11 protein-coding genes are annotated in these 18446 nt (G+C 65.2%); 3 read left to right on the top strand and 8 right to left on the bottom strand.

Annotation, left to right across the window (positions count from 1 at the left end):
* The first annotated feature begins 1 nt into the window (after position 1).
* A complete protein-coding gene (locus A4C63_RS20100; RefSeq protein WP_063914247.1) occupies positions 2 to 1300 on the top strand; it encodes an ATP-binding protein in 1299 nt (432 codons plus the stop codon).
* A 116-nt stretch (positions 1301 to 1416) separates the two neighbouring features.
* On the opposite strand, the gene A4C63_RS20095 is transcribed toward A4C63_RS20100, so the two are convergent.
* The 4 genes from A4C63_RS20095 to nrfB all read right to left on the bottom strand — a co-directional run bounded on the left by A4C63_RS20095 (position 1417) and on the right by nrfB (position 8663).
* A complete protein-coding gene (locus A4C63_RS20095; RefSeq protein ID WP_063914246.1) occupies positions 1417 to 2508 on the bottom strand; it encodes a diguanylate cyclase in 1092 nt (363 codons plus the stop codon).
* Between the two features lie 139 nt (positions 2509 to 2647).
* Positions 2648 to 3487 carry a DUF4434 family protein gene (locus tag A4C63_RS20090; RefSeq protein ID WP_063914245.1) on the bottom strand — a complete coding sequence of 280 codons (840 nt, stop codon included), beginning with the start codon at positions 3485 to 3487 and terminating at the stop codon, positions 2648 to 2650.
* Positions 3487 to 6492 carry a phage receptor gene (locus tag A4C63_RS20085; protein ID WP_063914244.1) on the bottom strand — a complete coding sequence of 1002 codons (3006 nt, stop codon included), beginning with the start codon at positions 6490 to 6492 and terminating at the stop codon, positions 3487 to 3489. Before A4C63_RS20085 ends, A4C63_RS20090 begins: the two co-directional genes overlap by 1 nt.
* A complete protein-coding gene (gene nrfB, locus A4C63_RS20080; protein ID WP_063914243.1) occupies positions 6489 to 8663 on the bottom strand; it encodes a cyclic di-3',5'-guanylate-activated glycosyltransferase NrfB in 2175 nt (724 codons plus the stop codon). The genes A4C63_RS20085 and nrfB overlap by 4 nt, the downstream gene beginning before the upstream one ends.
* Positions 8664 to 8856: 193 nt before the next feature.
* Between nrfB and A4C63_RS20075 the strand changes: the two genes are divergently transcribed.
* Together A4C63_RS20075 and ilvA are read left to right on the top strand one after the other, a co-directional pair.
* Positions 8857 to 9288 carry a PACE efflux transporter gene (locus A4C63_RS20075; RefSeq protein ID WP_063914242.1) on the top strand — a complete coding sequence of 144 codons (432 nt, stop codon included), beginning with the start codon at positions 8857 to 8859 and terminating at the stop codon, positions 9286 to 9288.
* A 180-nt stretch (positions 9289 to 9468) separates the two neighbouring features.
* A complete protein-coding gene (ilvA, locus tag A4C63_RS20070) occupies positions 9469 to 10965 on the top strand; it encodes a threonine ammonia-lyase, biosynthetic (RefSeq protein WP_063914241.1) in 1497 nt (498 codons plus the stop codon).
* A gap of 23 nt (positions 10966 to 10988) precedes the next feature.
* On the opposite strand, the gene A4C63_RS20065 is transcribed toward ilvA, so the two are convergent.
* The 4 genes from A4C63_RS20065 to A4C63_RS20050 form a co-directional block, all read right to left on the bottom strand.
* A complete protein-coding gene (locus tag A4C63_RS20065; RefSeq protein WP_063914240.1) occupies positions 10989 to 12170 on the bottom strand; it encodes a hypothetical protein in 1182 nt (393 codons plus the stop codon).
* 56 nt (positions 12171 to 12226) lie between these two features.
* Positions 12227 to 12700, bottom strand: a complete 474-nt coding sequence (locus A4C63_RS20060; RefSeq protein ID WP_063914239.1) for a VOC family protein — start codon at positions 12698 to 12700, stop codon at positions 12227 to 12229.
* A gap of 110 nt (positions 12701 to 12810) precedes the next feature.
* Complete coding sequence (locus tag A4C63_RS20055) at positions 12811 to 14430, bottom strand: NADP-dependent glyceraldehyde-3-phosphate dehydrogenase (RefSeq protein ID WP_063914238.1); 1620 nt, start codon at positions 14428 to 14430, stop codon at positions 12811 to 12813.
* A gap of 148 nt (positions 14431 to 14578) precedes the next feature.
* Positions 14579 to 18406 (bottom strand): leucine-rich repeat domain-containing protein, encoded by a 3828-nt coding sequence (locus tag A4C63_RS20050; protein ID WP_063914237.1) that lies wholly within the window; start codon positions 18404 to 18406, stop codon positions 14579 to 14581.
* Positions 18407 to 18446 lie beyond the last annotated feature (40 nt).

The raw sequence follows: 18446 nt of genomic DNA, 5'->3' as shown, positions 1-18446 counted from the left end.
CATGCTGAAGATACTGGTGCGGCTGTACCTGGTGATCATCGTCGCCTATGCCGGTGCGCTGTTGTTCATCCCTGACACCATCGTCGGCCTGTTCCAGGACCGCTTCATGGCTTATAACCTGGACCAGGCCAAGGGCGTGCAGTCGTTGATCGTGCGCCAGTTCCGCCAGGCCCCGCGCGAGCAGTGGCCGGCAGTGGAGCAAGAGCTGGCCAGTGATTTCGCGCCGCTGGAACTGCAGCTGCTGCGCATGGACCAGGCCGACTTGAGCGAGGATGAGCAGGCGCGCCTGGAGCACGGCCTGTACGCTGTGCGCATTGCCGAATGGGGTTATTACGAGACGGTGCTGGCGCCGCTGGACAAGGAATGGCTGGTGCGCCTGCACTCACCGCCAGACCCGCTGGACATCAACGTGCTGTCGTGGGGCGTGACCGTACTGATCGGTGCGGCCATGCTCGGCTGCCTGCTGCTATGGGTATGGCCGCACTGGCGCGACCTGGAGCGCCTCAAGGAAACCGCCCGGCGCCTGGGCCAGGGGCAGATGGCCGAGCGTACGCACATTTCGCCGCACTCCAACATCGGTGAACTGGCCGGGGTGTTCGACACCATGGCCAGTGACCTGGAGCGCCACGTGAACCAGCAGCGCGAGCTGCTCAATGCGGTGTCGCACGAGTTGCGCACGCCGTTGACCCGGCTGGACTTCGGCCTGGTGCTGCTGTTCGACGAAGTGCCGCCAGCCTGCCGCAAACGCCTGCTGGAGCTGGTGGGGCATGTGCGCGAGCTGGATGAGCTGGTGCTGGAGCTGTTGTCCTACAGCCGGCTGTACAACGCCGACCAGGCCCGCGAGCGGGTCGAGGTGTCGTTGCTGGAGCTGGTCGACAGCGTGCTCGGTGGCTTTGCCGAGGAACTCGATGGCCGGGGTATCCAGTGGGAGGTGCGGGCCGAGGAGGATTTGCCGCGTTTTGTGCTGGACCCACGGCTGACGGCACGGGCGGTGCAGAACCTGGTGCGCAATGCCATGCGTTACTGCGACGAGAGCCTGTTGCTGCGCTTGCGCCTGGAAGAGGATGGTGCCTGCCTGGTGACGGTCGAGGATGACGGGATTGGTATTCCGGTGGAGGAGCGCGAACGGATTTTCCAGCCGTTCTACCGCTTGGACCGTAGCCGCGACCGCAATACCGGCGGGTTTGGCCTGGGCTTGGCGATCAGCCGGCGGGCGATCGAGGGGCAGGGTGGCACCTTGACCGTGGCGCAGTCGGCGCTGGGTGGGGCGCAGTTCCGGATTCGTTTGCCTGCCGGGTGATGGGTTGCCTGTGCCGGCCCTTTCGCGGGCATGCCCGCTCCCACAGGACAGGCACAGGGTTCGCAGGCGGTGCGGTCCCTGTGGGAGCGGGCGAGCCCGCGAAGAGGCCGGGCCTGCTAACCCTGGTCTGCCAGCCGGGCGGACCACAGTACAAAGCGGTCCTTGCCACTGTGCTTGGCCTCGTACAACGCCTGGTCGGCGCGCACCAGCGCCGTTGTCAGGCTGTCGCCTTGGTCCACCCGGGCCAGGCCGATGCTGACAGTCACCGGGTGCTTGCCAACGTCCTCGCGCACCCGTTGGCACAACGCCGCCACCCGTTGCTCGGCGCCTTGCTGGTCCAGCCCGTGGAAATAGATCGCGAACTCCTCACCGCCCAGTCGGGCAAACTCGTAACCGGCCATGCTCGCTTTGATATGCAGGGCCACGCGCTTGAGCACTTCATCGCCCACGTCATGGCCGAAACGATCATTCACCCGTTTGAAATTGTCGATGTCGATCATCGCCAGGTACTGCTCGGCCGTTGCCAGGCGCAGCTGGCGGCCGGCCTGGGCCATGAACGAGCGGCGGTTGGGGATTTCGGTCAGGGCGTCGACATAGGCCTGTTCCAGCAGCACCTTGGACAGATAGAAGTTGTGCAGCTTGGCCTTGCGCATCTGCAGGTAGCTGTAGATGACCAGGCCGCTGAGGAACACCGCGTAGCTGAACAGCATGGCGCCTTCGAGCGCGTCCGCTTCGATACGGGTGTGGTAGAACGGGTTAAGCACCAACCAGGTGATGGCCATGGCACAGAAGAACGACCAGCGCCGAACCGGGAGCACCGACACCGCATACAGCACGGTGGAGACCCCGAGTACCAGCCACACCGGGCGCAGGGTCACCGGGATGCCATCGATCACCAGGCGCATGCCCACAGTGATGGTGGCGATGAACAGCAGGTTGAGCACGTCGAAGTGATGGCTGCGACGGGTAAAGCGCAGCACCACGGTGAGGCTGATGAGCAGGGTGATGAACAGATAGGACAGCCAGGTGAAACCCTGGCCGCCGAGGAAGCTGACGATCAGGTCGAACACCAGCCAGATCAGGATGCTGACGCAGAACACGAGCAGGCAGAACGGGCGCATGGCCTCGAATTCGTGCTGACGGAACTCGGCACGCAGGGCGGCGGGGGCGACCTGCTTGCGCACGTGGGCTTCGATGGTCTTGAACATTCGGGCTCCTGTGAGTACTGCTATGCCAGGCCCGGCCCTTTCGCGGGCTCGCCCGCTCCCACAGGGACCGCGCAGATTTCCGCTGCTGTGGGGGGCCTGTGGGAGCGGGCGAGCCCGCGAAAGGGCCGGGCCTGGAGACTCAATTGGTGGGCAGAACACCCCGGGCCCATGGCCGGTAACGCAGGTCGAACACCGCCTCGGCATGGCACCCGCCGCCCGTCTTTGGCTGGGCCGGCTCAGCCCTGAACGCCTGCCCTGGCTTGCTCACCTGGCGGAACGCCTCGCGCACCACGCCCACTCGGCATGGCAAGGCCTGTTCGTAACCCTGGCGTACCAACGCGGGCAAGCGCCCGGTCCCGGCGCCATCCTGCCACCACACAGTCAAGCCCAGCCCGGCCAGTTGATCCAGCCAGGCGGCATTGACTCGCGGCGACAGTTTGCCGGCGCTGAAGGCACTGATGTGCAATGGCTTGTCCAGCTGCCGGTTGAAGGCCTGCAACTGGCTGTGCAGGGCATCACGGCGTTCGGCCTCGCGAAAATGATGGTCGTCCAGCTCCATGGGCAGGTACCAGCCATCCACCGGCAACTGCCACGCCTGGTGCAACTGCTGGTACTGGCTGAGCGAGCGCCCCAGTTGCGCTTTCCAGTAACTGTTCAGGCCTTCGCCATCCAGTTCGTCGAGGCGCTGGTAGTAGGCCGGGTCCATGTACAGCCCCAACACCAGTTGCAGCCCTTGGGCACGCGCGCTGCGCAGGCTGTTGGCCAGCCAGCCCTGGGCACCGCCGAAATCGCTGTCGCCATAGGCGCTCCATTGCACGATCAGGGTCTTGCCGCCCTGGGCCACGGTGGCGTGCCACAGTTGCTGCCACTGGGCGGGGGTGACATTGGCATCGCGGTTGAGGGGTTGGTAGAACAGGCGCTGATCGGCGCTGGCCGGCAGGCACAGAGCAAGCAGGCAGAGGGCCAGGAACGTACGCATCAGAAGGTCATCTCCGCACCGACCAGCACGCCGTTGGCGCGCTCGTATAGATTGCCGCCCAGCGATTGCTGGTACTCGGCACGCACTTTCAGCGAACCGCGGTAGGCGTTGTAGCGGTCGTCGTCGAACCACCATTGCCAGCGCACACCAACCCCGGCCCGGGCGTCCTGACGCCAATCGTTGCTCGGGTCCTGGCTGGAAAACTCGACGAAACCATAGGGCATGATGGTTTGCGGCGAGCTGCCCGGCAGCTTCCAGGCGTGGCCCTGTTGGTAGCGCGACAGCCAGGCGTGGTCGCCGGCACGGGTCCACCAGGCGGCGTCGAGGTAGAGGAAGCGCTCGTTCCAGTCGTCTTCGTCGACCCGCCAGTCGTTACGCCAGTCGCCCTGGTCGAGGAACGAGGCGGTGGCACGCAACAGCAGGTCGTTGCTCGATTCGGCGTGGTGACGCAAATCGCCCCAGTTGCCACCGACCTTGGCCGGGCTCAGCAGCTGGCCCAGGCTCAGGCCGCGGTAGTGCTCCTCGTCGATCTGTCGCTGGTGGTACAGCTCGGCATACAGGTTGAGGTTGGCCTGGCCGAGTGGCTTGTAGCGCAGGCCGACGCCGGTGCCCATGCTTTGCGCGTAGTCGGTGCGGCTCTGCCCACCGAACAGCACACGGCCATAAACCGACAGGGTGCTGCCGTTGCGGCTGGGCTCTTCGCCCAGAGCGTGGTCCCACATGGCCAGTTGCACGTTCTGCGATTGTGCGCGGCGCGAAGTACCGCTGCGCTGGCCATTGTCGAGGAACTTGTCGTTGGTCGAGGTGCCGGCCGGCGACCAGGTGCTGGCCAGGGTGATGGTGTCGCGCCGCGACAGGCTTTCGTGGGCGCGGCGCTGGCGGTACTTGCGTGCTTCCAGGCTGCCGTATTCGTCGTCGCCGTCGACCAGGTCCTGCTCCACATCGAGGATGCGGCGCAGTTCGCGGCGTGCCGAAGCGCTGTCTTCGGCTTCGTCATAGCGCAAGGCCAGCGTCTCGCCAAGGCGGTAGTCCTCGGGGAAGTCGTGGGTGGCGCGTTCCAGGTAGGGGATCGACTGGTGGCGCTGGGCCTTGTCCGTCGACCCGGCCAGGCGCATGCCGTAGTCGGCGCGGTAGCGCGGCTGGTCGGGGGCCAGGCGCACGGCTTCGGCCAGCCAGGCGCTGCTCTGGGCACTGTCCCCGGCCAGTAGCGCGGTGCTGGAGGCAGCGTAGTAATGGTCGGCGCGTGGGGTGTGCGCCAGGGCCTGGCGCTGGAAGCCCAGCGCGGCCTGGTAATCGCCTTGGCGCTGGGCGATGGCGGCACCCAGGGCCCAGTCGTCGGCGCCATTGTGCGCGGCAGCGTCCCAATAGCGCCGGGCAGCTTGCGCGTCGCCCGCGTTCAGCGCGCCACGGGCGGCGGTGAGGCGGGCGTTGTCGGTCCAGGCACTGTCGGGCAAGTTACGCCAGATGGGCAGGGCGGCCTCGGAGTCCCCGGCTGCCTCGAGGGCGTAAGCCAGTGGCAGGCGGTTACCGCCGTCGCCCAAGCGCTCGGCGGCCTGGTAGTAGACCACCGCTTCGCCGGGCTGGTCGGGCATGGCGCAGCGGCCCAGGGCGCGGTACTGGCCAGGTTCGCTCGGGGTAGCCGGTACGGCCTGGCGCACGGCATCGCACTGGCCAGCCTCGGCCAGGCGGCCGAGCAGCTGGGCACGAGTACCGGCGTCGACCCGAGGGATCAGGCTGAGCATGCGGCGGCTGTCCAGCGGCCCGTCGTTACGCGCATACAGGTTGCCCAGGCGCTGCAGCAGTGACGGGGCAAGGCGGCCCTGGTGGCGGTCGTAGGCCTGCTCCAGCAGTTGCCGGGCGCGTTCGCCGTGGCCCTGTTGCGTCAGCAGGAAGGTGGCTTGCTCCAGCGCGGCCAGGTCGCCGCTCTGCCGATAGCGTTGTTCCCATTCGGCGGCGGTGCGTGGTTGAGGGGGCTGTGGCGGGTCGCCGTACAGGCGTTGCCTGAGCACGGCGTAGGCCCTTGGGTCGGTGCTGGCGGTGCAGCCCTTGAACTGCTCGCGCGCCAGCTCCGGGTCGCGGCGCGACAGCCAGTCGACGGTTTCCAGGCAGGGGCGTTGCAGTTGGTTGCTCAGGCGCTGTACCAAGGGGGCGTCGTGGCCTTCGCGGGCCAGCTCCCACAGTTGCTGGCGCTGCTCTGGCTGGTTCAGCTGCGCGGCCGGCAGTGCTTGCAGCCAACGCTGGGCCTGCTGGTTCTGGCCGACAGCGATGGCGCGGTTGGCCATGGCCAGGCGGGCCTGGTTGGCTGCTTCGGGGGAAGGGGCGCTGGGCAGCAGCGCGTTCAGCCCTTTTTCATCCACCTGCTGGATATAGGCATTGGCCAGGCGCTGCCAGTCCTGCGCGGGCAACTGGCCTTGGTCGGCCAGCGGCTGCAGCTGTTCGATGGTTTCCTTCCAGTTGCGCAGTTGTTCGGCGAAGTTGGCCCGGGCCAGGCGCAGCACCTGGCCGTCCCTCTGTGGTGGCAACTGGTTGAGCCAGTCCAGCGCCTTGGCTGCACCACCGAATTTGGCCAGGCTCAGGCTGTAGGCCTGCCACAGGCGCACCCGGTTGGTGCCATCGCTGGTGGACAGCCATTGTTCCACCTGGCTGGCCGGCGGCGGGTCCTGTTCGATCCAGGTCAGGCGCAGTTCAAGCAGGGCGTTGGCGTATTCGGGGCTGCCGTCCAACTGTTCGGCCAGGGCTTCGGCCTCCTTGTAGCGGCGCTGGTGAGCCAGGGCTTCCACCAGCAGCGCGCGGGCTTCGTCGTTGTTCGGTACCCGGCCCAGCACGTGGCGGGTCAGGCGTTCGACCTCGGCCCAGTTGTCCTTTTTCGCTTCGCGGTAGCTGCGTTCCATGAACGGGTAGCTGGTGAACCGCTGGAAGTCGGTCATCGGCGCCGAAGCTGCGGCGGGCAGGGCGGCGGAGCACAGCAACAAGCCAGTGAAGGTGAGGGAAAAGCGCGGCTTCATGCCACCTCCCGGGTCAGGTCAAAGGCGGCCTGCTGTTCGCTGGCCTGTTCGGTCAGGGCCTGCTGCAGCACCTGCTCGGTGATGATGCCGCGGGCGATCAGGTGCTCGCCGAGGCTCTGGTGTTCCGGGTCGAAGTCGATCAGCGCCTGGTTGAACAGGGTGACCGGGACCATGCCGCGCACCTGCAGCAGCGCGCCGAGCATTACCTGGTGGTGGCTGACCCGCTCCAGCAGCGCTTCGTCATCCTGGTGGCGTGCGAGGATGGCCAGCATCTCGCGGGTTTCCGGCTTCTGCCAAGGGCTTGGGTAGTGGTAGCGCAGGCCCAGGGTCACCCGGCCCTGAGGCGCCAGGCGGGCGCTGACCGGGCGCTTCAGGTGGCGGCTGATTACCCCCAGCGACACCTGGCTCACCGGGCTTTCGCTGGCCAGCACCAGCGTGTCGCCGTCTTCGGCCACGGGCAGCACGCCATAGTGCGTCGCCAGCTTGCGCGGCAGTTTGGCGATCAGTTGCGGGTCGAGCTTGAACGGGTTAAGCGGTGCCCAGGGCAGGTCCAGTTGCTCGGCCAGGGTGGCCACCAACTGTTCGCTGTTCAACCAGCCGCGCAGCAGCAGCTCGCGGCCCAGGCGCCGGCGTACCGGGCTGGTGATCGCCTGTTGCAGCTGTGCGTCGCTGATCAGGCCCTTGGCCACCAGGCGCTGGCCCAGCGGCGTGCGGGCGGGGGCGGCGATGGCGGGGAATTCGTGGGTGGTCTTGTCCCAGGCCACGCGCCGCGAGTCGCCCATTTCCATCACCTGGCGCAGGGCACGCAGGTTGGCGAAGAAGTTGACGAAGTTGCTCCACATCATCCGCGGCGCCGACAGCAGGCCTTCACCGAGGCCATAGAAGCGGGTGACGAACCAGGCGCGCTGGAACAGGCGATTGAACAGCATCAGCCCGTTAAGCCACAGCAAGGTGGCCAGCAGCCAGCTGTCGCTGAGGATCGACATGAAGCGCCACGACTCTGGCGCAATCACCGTGACCAGCCACATGGCCAGCAACACCAGCAGCAACAGGTTGACCAGGAAACTCAGCAGGTAGGCGAACAGGCCGCGGCGGTCACGCCAGAGGAAGTAGTTGAGCGCGCCCTTGCGGCTCCAGCCCAGGTTGCTGGTGCCCTGGAAGACGATGCCGACGATCCATCGCGACTTCTGCCGGATGGCATGCTGCCAGTCGCGCGGGAAATGCTCGCGCACGCAGATCACCTGGGAGAATTCGCGGCTCATGCCCGGGCGCCATTCCTGCTTCAGGGTCAGCGCCGGGTCGGTGATGGAGTAGCGGGCAAAGATGCACTTCATGCCCTTTTGCTTCAGGCGGAAACCGATGTCGTAGTCTTCGGTGAGGCTCTGCACGTCGAAGGCGATGCCGTCGCCGTCCTCGAGCAGTGCACTGATGGCGCGGCGGCTGAAGCAGGTGCCGACCCCGGCGCTGGGTACCTGGCCGGTCAGTGCCTCGCGCACGATCACGTCCTTGCCGTGATTTTCGGCGAACTCGTCGACATAGTGGCCGGCGGTGAAACCTTTCCACTCCGGTGCGTAGGGGTACACGGGTATCTGGATCATGTCCTTGTTCGGCAACAAGTAGTTGAACAGGCGCAACTCCATGGGCGAGATCACGTCTTCGGCGTCGTGCAGGATGAAGCCGGCGAACTCGATGCCGGCGTCCTGCTGGAAGCGCAGCAGCGCGTCGATGATGTTGTTCAGGCAGTCGGCCTTGCTGGTAGGGCCGGGGCGGGCGCAGACCACCTTGTGCACGTTGGGGTAGTGCAGGCACACCGCGTCGACATCGGCCTGGGTTTGCGGGTCGTTGGGGTAGGTACCGACGAAAATCTGATAGTTCTCGTAGTCGATGGTCGAGGCAGCCAGGCGCGCCATCTCACCGACCACGCCCACTTCGTTCCAGGCTGGGACCATGATGGCCAGAGGCTTCTCCGGTACCTCGTACAGGCGTTTTTCGTCGGCTTTCTCGTACTTGTCGTAGATGCGAAAACGCCGGATAAGCTTGCGGCCCCAGTAGCACAGGTCGATGAACAGGTCATCCAGGCCCAGCAGGAACATCAGCGAGGCCAGGACGATCGCGAGGATCTTCAGGCCGAACAGCACGTAGGTGAGAAAATCGATGAATGCCAGGCTCATGTGGCGGACACCGGCAGGAAGGGGTGGGCCATCGTCTTTATCCTCGTTCGATTCCCTGGACGAAGTTGTACGACTTGTCGCCGTTTGTACTGGATAGATACAAGCAGCCGAACGCAGGCTTGTCCAAATTTCTGGCTTTTTCTTGTGGGCCACTTCTTGTAGCTTTACAGGTCGTTAAACCAGGGAGCTGAACATGCAAGGCAAGGCACGCAAGATTGTCCAGGCCATTCTTTACGAAGCCATCGCTGTCGCCTGCGTGGCGCCCGCGCTGGAGCTGGCGTTCGGTGCCGGCATGGCGCAGTCGACCGTGCTGTCGGTGCTGATGTCGGGCATCGCGATGAGCTGGAACATGGGCTACAACTGGGTGTTCGAGCGCTGGGAAGCGCGCCAGCTCCAGCGTGAACGCACTTTCCTGCGGCGCCTGCTGCATGCGTTGGGCTTCGAGGGCGGGCTGGTGTTGATCCTGCTGCCGCTGGTGGCGTACTGGCTGGATGTCAGCCTGTGGGCGGCGTTGCTGACCAACCTGGCGTTGTTCGTGTTCTTCTTCGTTTACGCGTTTGTCTTCCAGTGGGGCTTCGACAAGGTGTTCGATGTGCCGCTTTCGGCGCAGCAGGCGAAGTGTTGACTTTGTGCCGCACTACCGGCTAAGTTCCTACCCCATGAATACTTTCCCGCACGTCGACGCCATTATTATTACCGCCATTATCAGCTTGGCGGGCTAGCGCGTACGTGCACCGAACCCGCCCTGGAGGCGGGTTTTTCTCTCTGACTCCTGGGCAACGTGAACACAGCCAAGGAGTCATCGATGACCAGCTTCGTCAGCCCTCGCTCTACCGTCACCCCTCAGCAACTGCTGTCGGAGCAGGTGCGGCGCATTCTTGCCGCCCCGGTGTACGACCTGGCCATCGAAACGCCCCTTCAGGCTGCGCCCGCGTTGTCTGCCAGCCTGGGCAACCAGGTGTTGCTCAAGCGGGAAGACCTGCAGCCTACCTTCTCGTTCAAGATCCGCGGTGCCTACACTCGTCTGTCACGCCTGAGTACCGTGCAGCGCGAGCGCGGGGTGATCACCGCCTCCGCGGGCAACCATGCCCAGGGTGTGGCCCTGGCGGCATCGCACCTGGGCATGAAGGCCACCATCGTCATGCCGACCACCACGCCATCGCTGAAGGTGGAAGGGGTACGTTCGCGCGGTGGCCATGTAGTGCTGCACGGTGAGAGCTTCCCCCATGCCTTGGCCCACGCGCTGAAACTGGCCGACAGCGAAGGCGCTACCTTCGTGCCACCGTTCGACGACCCGGATGTGATCGCCGGGCAGGGCACCGTGGCCATGGAGATCCTGCGCCAGCGCCCGGGGGCGCTGGATGCCATCTTCGTACCGGTGGGTGGCGGTGGGCTGATTGCTGGCATTGCCGCCTATGTGAAGTACCTGCGCCCTGAGGTGAAGGTGATCGGCGTCGAGCCGGAGGACTCCAACTGCCTGCAGGCTGCCATGGCCGCCGGTGAGCGGGTGATCCTGCCGCAGGTTGGCACCTTCGCCGATGGTGTGGCGGTGGCGCAGATCGGCGCCCATTGCTTCGAGTTGTGCCGGCACTTCGTTGACGAGGTGGTGACCGTGAGCAGCGACGAGCTGTGCGCGGCGATCAAGGACATCTATGACGACACCCGCTCGATCACCGAGCCGTCCGGCGCCCTGGCTGTGGCCGGGATCAAGAAGTACGTGGCGCGCGACGGCGTGCAGGGGCAGACCCTGGTGGCCATCGACTCCGGGGCCAATGTCAACTTCGACCGCCTGCGCCATGTCGCCGAGCGTGCCGAACTGGGCGAGCAGCGCGAGGCGATCATCGCTGTCACCATCCCGGAACAGCCGGGCAGCTTCCGCGCCTTCTGCCAGGCCCTGGGCAAGCGGCAGATCACCGAGTTCAACTACCGCTATTACCCTGGCAAGGAGGCGCGCCTGTTCGTGGGTGTGCAGACACACCCGCTGCACGACCCACGCGAGCAGTTGCTGGCCAGCCTGCGCGAGCAGGGCTACAGCGTACTGGACCTGACCGACAACGAACTGGCCAAACTGCATGTACGGCATACTGTGGGCGGCCATGCCGCGCCCGGGGCTGACGAGCGGGTGCTGCGCTTCGAATTCCCCGAGCGCCCCGGGGCGTTGCTGGGCTTTCTGGAGCGGCTTGGCAAGCGTTGGAACATCAGCCTGTTCCATTACCGCAACCATGGTGCGGCAGAGGCCCGGGTTTTCGCCGCGTTGGAAGTGCCGCGGGATGAGTTGACGGGGTTGCCGTTGGCGCTATAAAGATCAAGGCGAGCCCACGGCCCTCAGCGCTCGCGCATGAAGAAGCCCGCTACGAACTTGCGGAAGGTTTCCAGGCTCTTGAAGTCGGCGTAGCGCTTGAAATTCTCGGTATCCGGCTCGGGCCCGATGGGTTGCTCCAGCAATGACACCGACAACACCCGGTCCTGGTCCGAGGTCATCACCAGTTCATCCATCACCTGGCCGCCGATCACCGGGCGGCGCATTTGCACTTTCACGCCCTTGCTGGCCATCCAGTCGACCAGCGATACCAGGGCCTTGAGCGGCTCGCGTTCTTCGTCCCGATACACCGGGAACAGGTGCGCGCGGGACAGCACCGGCACGCTGGCCACATGAATCAGCTCGTAGAAATGGCTGCCGGCACTGGTCGGCGAGTACAGCGCCAAGGCCAGTAACGGCCCGGCGGTGCGGTTGCCGCCCCAGTACAGGTGGTGGCCCTGGAAGTCGAAGCCGTCTTCACTGCGGTTGTTGAACAGCTTGCGCCCTTTGATCTGGTCCACGCAGTCCAGCAGCAGGCCGTGGCGGCGGTGGCTGCCGAACACCGTGGCTTCGCGCAGGCGGGACTTGAGCATCATCATGTGCTTCATGTCCAGGCGGGTTTCCAGGTAGTTGCTGGCGGGGACCCGTTCCTGCAGCGGATAGCGGCTGGCCACGCTGCGCAACTCGGCAAATTGCCCGGTCAGGTCCTTTTTCAGGTGCGTGGCATACAGGTTGAGGCCGCTGGTTTCGATCCAGGTCAGCAGCAGTGACAGCAGGCGCTGTTGTTCTCGCCGCTCGCTGCCATCGCCGCCGCCATTGGCGGTGCTGCTGCGGAAGTCGCCGATCAGGCGCAACGGTGTGTCGGGCGGTAGCCAAGCCGCGGGTGGCGCGGGGTCGTTTTCACGCTCGGCCGCTTCTCGCTCGTCCTTGGTGAACGGGCAGCCGGGCGCGTGCTCGGCGGTACCCGGGTTGTTCTTGAGAAACAGCGTACCAGTGTTGCCGTTGAGGGTGACATTGAGCACCGGCAAGGCATCGCTGCGGCAGTCGCATGCTAGCCACTGGTTGGCGTTGCGTACCTTCATCAGCAGCTGGTTGGCCTGTAGCAGGCGTGGGCCGGTGAGGCTGCCGGTGGCAAAGCCGACCAGCAGCTCCTCTTCTGCGGGGGTCAGGCTACGGACCTGTGCGGCGGTTTTGTCGATGATTCGCATGAAGCAGCTCCCAGCTACGAGCCCCAAGCTTCAAGCAAAGTCGCGCCGCTTTCAACTTACCGCTCAGTTGCACTGAACATTTTCGCCGCGCGGGCGCGGATCTCGTCGGGGGTCAGGTCCTCCTTGTGGGTGGAAACGAACCAGATGTTGCCGAACGGGTCTTTCAGGGTGCCGCTGCGGTCGCCGTAGAACTGGTCCGTCACCGCACTCAGCTGGGTGGCGCCGGCCGCCAGGGCCTGGGCGTAGACCTTGTCGCAGTCCTCGACATACAGGTGCAGGCCAACGCCTGCGCCGCTGAGCTTCTGGCTGGCGGTGAGGCCGCCCTCCATGTCGCAGGGGTCGCCAAGCATCAGCGACGAGTCACCGATCTTCAGCTCGGCATGGCCGACGCGGCCCCCCGGGGCGTCGAGGCGGAACATCTCGACGGCAGCGAAGGCCTTCTTGTAGAACTCGATGGCCTTGGCGGCGTCGTTGATGGCCAGGTAGGGGGTGATGCTGCGCTGGCCTTCGGGAATGGGTTTGGCTGCCATGTTCGACTCTCCTTGGAAGTGGGCGCCGGTGGGCGCCCTGTTGCTTAGAGTCGTTTGCGCGGATGGAAAATCGACAGCGGTGATAGATCGATTCTCTATAAGCGCGGCCGTCAGAAGATGTAGTCGGTGGTCAGGAAGCTCGACTGCCGGTTGCGAATGATCTCGCTGATCAGTTCCTTGTTGGCCTCCTGGAAGCGCGTTGCGACCAACGTGCGGATCGAGAACACACGCAGGGCGTCGTGTACCGACAGGGTGCCTTCGGCGCTATTCTTGCGGCCGTTGAACGGATAGGTGTCGGGGCCGCGCTGGCATTGCGCGTTGATGTTGATGCGCCCGACCTGGTTGGCGAAGATGTCGACCAGGCTGCCGATGGTCGCCGGGTCATTGCCGAACAGGCTCAGTTGCTGGCCGTAGTCGGAGTCCAGCACATAGTCGATCACTGTCTGCAGGTCGCGGTAAGGCACCACTGGAACCAGCGGGCCGAACTGCTCTTCGTGGTAGACGCGCATGTCGGGCTTTACCGGGTACAGCACGGCCGGGTAGAAGAACGAGCCACGGCTGTGCCCGCCGCCTTCGTTGAGCACGCGTGCGCCCTTGGCGGTGGCATCGGCGACCAGGCCGTCAAGGTAGTCAACCTTGCCGGGCTCTGGCAGCGGTGTCAGCGCTACGCCAGGCTCCCATGGCATGCCGGGCTTGAGCGCGGCCAGCTTGCGCTGGAACTTGTCGAGGAAGGCATCGACCACGTCCTCGTGGACGAACAGGATTTTCAGTGCCGTGCAGCGCTGGCCATTGAACGACAGCGCACCGGTGACTGCCTCTTCGACGGCGTTGTCGAGGTCCACCTGGGGCAGCACAATGCCCGGGTTCTTGGCATCCAGGCCCAGCGCGGCGCGCAGGCGGTGCGGGCGCGGGTGCAGTTTTTTCAGGTCGCTGGCGGCCTTGTGCGTGCCTATGAAGGCGAACACATCGACCTTGCCGCTGGCCATCAGCGCGCTCACCGTTTCCCGGCCACGGCCGTAGATGACGTTGATCACCCCCGGCGGGAAGCTGTCCCGGAAGGCTTCGAGCAGCGGGCGAATCAGCAGCACACCGAACTTGGCCGGCTTGAACACCACGGTGTTGCCCATGATCAGCGCTGGGATCAGCGTGGTGAAGGTTTCGTTCAGCGGGTAGTTGTAGGGCCCCATGCACAGGGCCACGCCCAGCGGTGCACGGCGGATCTGGCCCAGTGTGCCCTGTTCCAGCTCGAAGCGGCTGGAGCGGCGGTCGAGATCCTTGAGGGCATTGATGGTGTCGACGATGTAGTCACAGGTGCGGTCGAATTCCTTTTCTGAATCCTTGAGGTTCTTGCCGATCTCCCACATCAGCAGCTTGACCACGGCCTGGCGCTGCTCACGCATGCGTGCCAGGAAGGTTTCGACGTGCTGGATGCGCTCGGCCACCCGCATGTTCGGCCAGGCGCCGCGGCCTTTGTCGTAGGCCTGCACAGCGGCATCGAGGGCGCTGAGCGCGGTATCGGCATCGAGCAGCGGGGCGCTGCCCAGCACCACTTGGCGCTCTTCGTTGCCGTCCTTTAGCCAGACCGGGCTGCGCACCGTGGCCAGGGGGCCGTCCCAGCGCCTGAGCTCACCGTTCACCAGGTAGTCGCGTTGTTCCAGGGGGGCTCCCAGGCGCCAGGTTTCCGGGATGTTCTCGGCGCTGGGGAAGAGTGAATCGAGCAGACGGTCCATGGGTACTGCACCTCACATTGCAGGGCGGGTTTCGAGCCAGGTGAATCGCTTCAGCTTCGAGCATGCACCGGCCGCCGGAAAAACACCAGTCTGGCTTAACATCGGTGTAAGTGCCTGCCTGTCGTACAGGCAGGCATCGGGGTCAATGTCAAAGCGGGAGGTTGAACAGGTCGTAGGGTGGGTGTGTCAACCATTGCTGGCGCAGGGCGGGGTCTTCGTCGATCAAGGCCAGGCGCCGCCAGAACTCTGTACGGGCATACCGTGGGTGGGACAGGAACGGTTCAAGCTCAAGCAAGGGCCTGAGGTCGCGGCGGTACTGCAGCGGTAACCGTTGCCACAGGGCCATTTCGGCCGGGCCGGTTCGTTCGAAAAATTCCAGATAGTCGCCTGCGCACACCAGCAGGTCCACCTGGTGCACCGCGTTGTAGGCCTCGATCTGCGCAAGCACAGGGGCGCCCAGCCAGTCGCTCTCCAGACGCAGGGCGTCTGCAACTGGCCGTGGCACGTTGAAACCGTCTGGCAGCCGCAGCAGTTGGTTGTCGCCTATGTCCAGGATGATGGGCTCGACCATGCGGTCCAGGCCTTGCGGCAACTCGCGGAGCGCACAGTCGTTCAGGAACAATGTCTTCAGATAGGCCAGCTCACGCAGGTCCGGGGCCTGCAGCAGCGGGTTGCCCGACAGGTCCAGTACTGCAAGCCCGGAGCAGCGGTTCAGCGCGTGCTGGGCCTGGGCATCCCAGGTAATGCGGTTGCCTTCCAGGTCCAGCCAGGTGAGGTGCTCAGGCCTGCCCAGGCGAGGCATGGTATCGAACCGGCAGTCGGTCAGCAGCAGGCGCTTGAGGTTGGGGAAACGTTCGTAGAACTCGGCCGGCAACTGGCTGAGCGAACGATTGTTGCTGAGTGACAGGTGCTCCACATGGGTGAAGTCGTCCGGCAAGGCCAGGCTGGTCAAGGCCTGATTGTCCAGTTCCAGGCCGGAAAGGTCCAGGCTGTGCATGCGGCCACCCCCTTCAAGTGCTACGGTCGACAGCCGTCGCCAGGCGTTGAGGATGGGGCGGATGGCCAGGTGCCGTTGGTGAGGGTGTTGTGGATCGGGCCGGGCCCATTCCTGCAGGTCGCGGCGCAGGGTATTCAGGCGCTGCTGCAGGGCGCGCAGCCGCTGTGTGGGTGAGCGAATGTCATCGACGTACGGGTTGTCCTCATCGCTGCCGAGCCAATTTTCGAACTCCTGATCGGTGGCGTCCGGGAACAAGCGGCGATAGGCCCCGGCCAGCGAGCCAACCAGGCGCGGCTGCGGCGGTTCGGGGGCAAGCGGCCGACCGCCGAGCAAGCGGCCCATGGGCTTGCGCAGCAGCGCCCAGTCCCCCCAGAGCCGCTGGGCCAATGTCTCTCTGTGGTTGTCGACCCAACCCAGTACACGCTGGCGCAGCGAGCTGCCATCGGCCGTCGGGATACCCAGCATATTGCGTTGTGAGCGTGGCAGTGCCTGCTCTAAGGCGCGGCAGAGGTCCGGATCACGCGGCGCTGGTGCGGGGCGCTCGCCCCGGTCGATCTCATAGCCTTCGGCCGATTTGATCACGCGGCGCAGGGTGGTGGCCTGGTCGCTGCCGACATGCTCTAGCCGAGGGCCTTCCGGGCTGGCGCCGTGCAGCTCCAGGCGCAGGTCCTCAGGCCAGTCGGGCATGGCATCCAGTGCGCTGAACAGCAGGCGTTCGCTATCGCTGCTGGTCCGGGCTGGCTGAAGCACGCCTTCCAGCGCGCGTACCAAGGGCAGCTCGCTGTGCACCTGCTCCAGCGACTGGCGAACCTGTGTGGGCAATTGACCGTGCTGTTGCCAGGCGAGCAATTCGGCCTCGCCCAGCGGTGCCAGCAAACGCCTGGCCAGGGCAGGGGAAAGCCGTGGATAGGCATCGAGCAGCTTCTGCGTTGACGGGGTGGTGGGCGCGCTGCCGTTGTAGAGCCGCTCGAACAGGCCGGGCGGGGCCTTGTCGGCCAACGCCTCTACCTCGGCCTGTGCCGCCATGCGCTGCAGGGCATCGAGCAACAGCGGGGGCGTTGGTTGGCCTTCCAGGTGCACCCGGCGCAAGCGCGCGGCGTCGATGCCACAGAGGCGGCCGGCCTGCGCCAGCTGTTCTGGCGTGTATGCGGCATATGCCTCGCCAAGACGGCGCACCAGCTTCGCGAATGGCCACTGGCCTGGCTGTTCATGCTGGCCGCGCCAGGCGCCTTGGGCATTGTGCGCCAGCGGTGGCTGCCAGGCATCGGGCTTCTCGGGGTGAATGGCGCGCCATTGCTGCAGGTCGTTGTCGAAGCGTTGTTCGAAGAGTTGACCATCCATGCGGATGAAATGCCGGCCCTCGTACAGGTACTGGCCAAGGGCATTGGGCTGCAGGTTTTCCGGCAGTGTCACGGTACTGCGGTAGGGGGTGAGGTCTTCATTCCATAGCCGGTAGCGCCCGTCGTTGCCGCGTACTTGCTGCAGATGTTCCATCAACGGGCTGTTGAACAGCTTGGGTATCACCTTGCCCGCTACCACGAACCCACCGATGACGGCCAAGTTGAGGCCGACCGCCTCCAGGTGGCGCAGCGCCAGGTGACGGTCGCCTTCATGCCAGGCCTCGTAGCCCTCGAAGGCCTCGCCGAGCAGTTGGCAGGCAGTGACCGCCAGCATCAGGGTGCCTACACCCGGAATGAAGAACGCGGCGATATTGAGTGCATCCAGGCCAAGGCTTTCCCATTCCTCCAGGCGCCTGGCCCGCGCGTTGGCATCGGCCGTCGCTGTCGGGACCGCCAGCAGGCTGGCTTCAAGCTTGAGGCGGGCCAGGTGCAGGTCCTGGTAGTGGCCGAAAGGCTCGGCTGTGATGGCCACGCGTGTGGGGCGCAGGTCCGCTTGCGCTGTGCGCTGCCATTGGCGGTCGTAGGCCGTGCTGCCTGTGGCGTCGAGGTTTTGCTGCAGCAGGTCGAGAAAGTGCGTGCGCTCGTCCTGCCTGATGTAGGCCGTGAAGGCCTGGCGGGCTTCCGGTTCCAGCAGCAAGGTCGCCAGCGTATCGTGTACCGCGTCCAGGTTGTTGCATTGACGCAGGGCCGGGTCATGGCCGGGCAAGTACAGCGCCAGCCCCGCACTGCCGGCATCGATCAGCATGACTTCGTGCAGGGCCGTGCCGAACAGCGCCAGTTGCCAGCACTTCACCGCGCCACCCTGCAACAGCTGTTCGACCTGATCGCGCGTGTTACCGTCAAGCAGGTGCCGCAGATAGGCCAGGTCGGCCGCCAGGCGCAGGCGGTCTTTTTGCACCCTGATGGCCAAGGCCCGGGTAGCGGGTCGGGCGAAGTGTTCTTCCAGGTGGGCCTGGTAAGCGTTACCCAGGTCCAGGTCACGGCACAGTGTGGCGAAAGCGGCAGGCGCCAGTGGTAGCCGTTCCACCTGATACTGCTCAGACTTCAGCGCAACGCGCGCCACGGGTACTTGCATGCCGAGGGGGAAGGAGCCGTTTACCAGTATCGGCGTGACCTGAATGTTGTCGCTCAGGGCAATGGCACTTTCGGGGGTGAACGCCTCGTCATCGGCGAAGTTCTGCAGGGCGGCCTGTAGCAGGTTGTCGCGACGATGGCGATAGAGATAGCGCAGAACGCTCCAGTGCCAGCTGCGTTCGACCCGCAGCAATTGGGTATTGCGCAGCGGTGCGTGAAAGCCTTGTTCAGCAAGGCGTCCCTGCAGCATTGGCTCGGCGAACTCAGTGATCTGTTTCAGGCCTTTGAGTGAGCAGGCCAAGGCTGCTTGCGCATGCATCAGCCGCGCCTGGCTGGCATGCACTGCCTGGCGCAGGTCGGGGGCTGCGTTGGCGAACCAGTCCTGTGCCTGCCACGGGGCGACCTGGGTTTGCTTCAATGTGGCCCACTGGTTGGGGGTTGCCTGGCGTGCCCAGTGTGGCAGTTGCGCCTCGAGCAAAGGTTGATGGGGGTTGTTGGCTGGCATGTCGATGCTCCTTTTATGCAAAGAAGGCATCAAACGTTAT

The sequence above is a fragment of the Pseudomonas sp. p21 genome, from assembly GCF_001642705.1.
Taxonomy (GTDB): domain Bacteria; phylum Pseudomonadota; class Gammaproteobacteria; order Pseudomonadales; family Pseudomonadaceae; genus Aquipseudomonas.
This window is presented reverse-complemented; position numbering and strand designations above follow the sequence as displayed.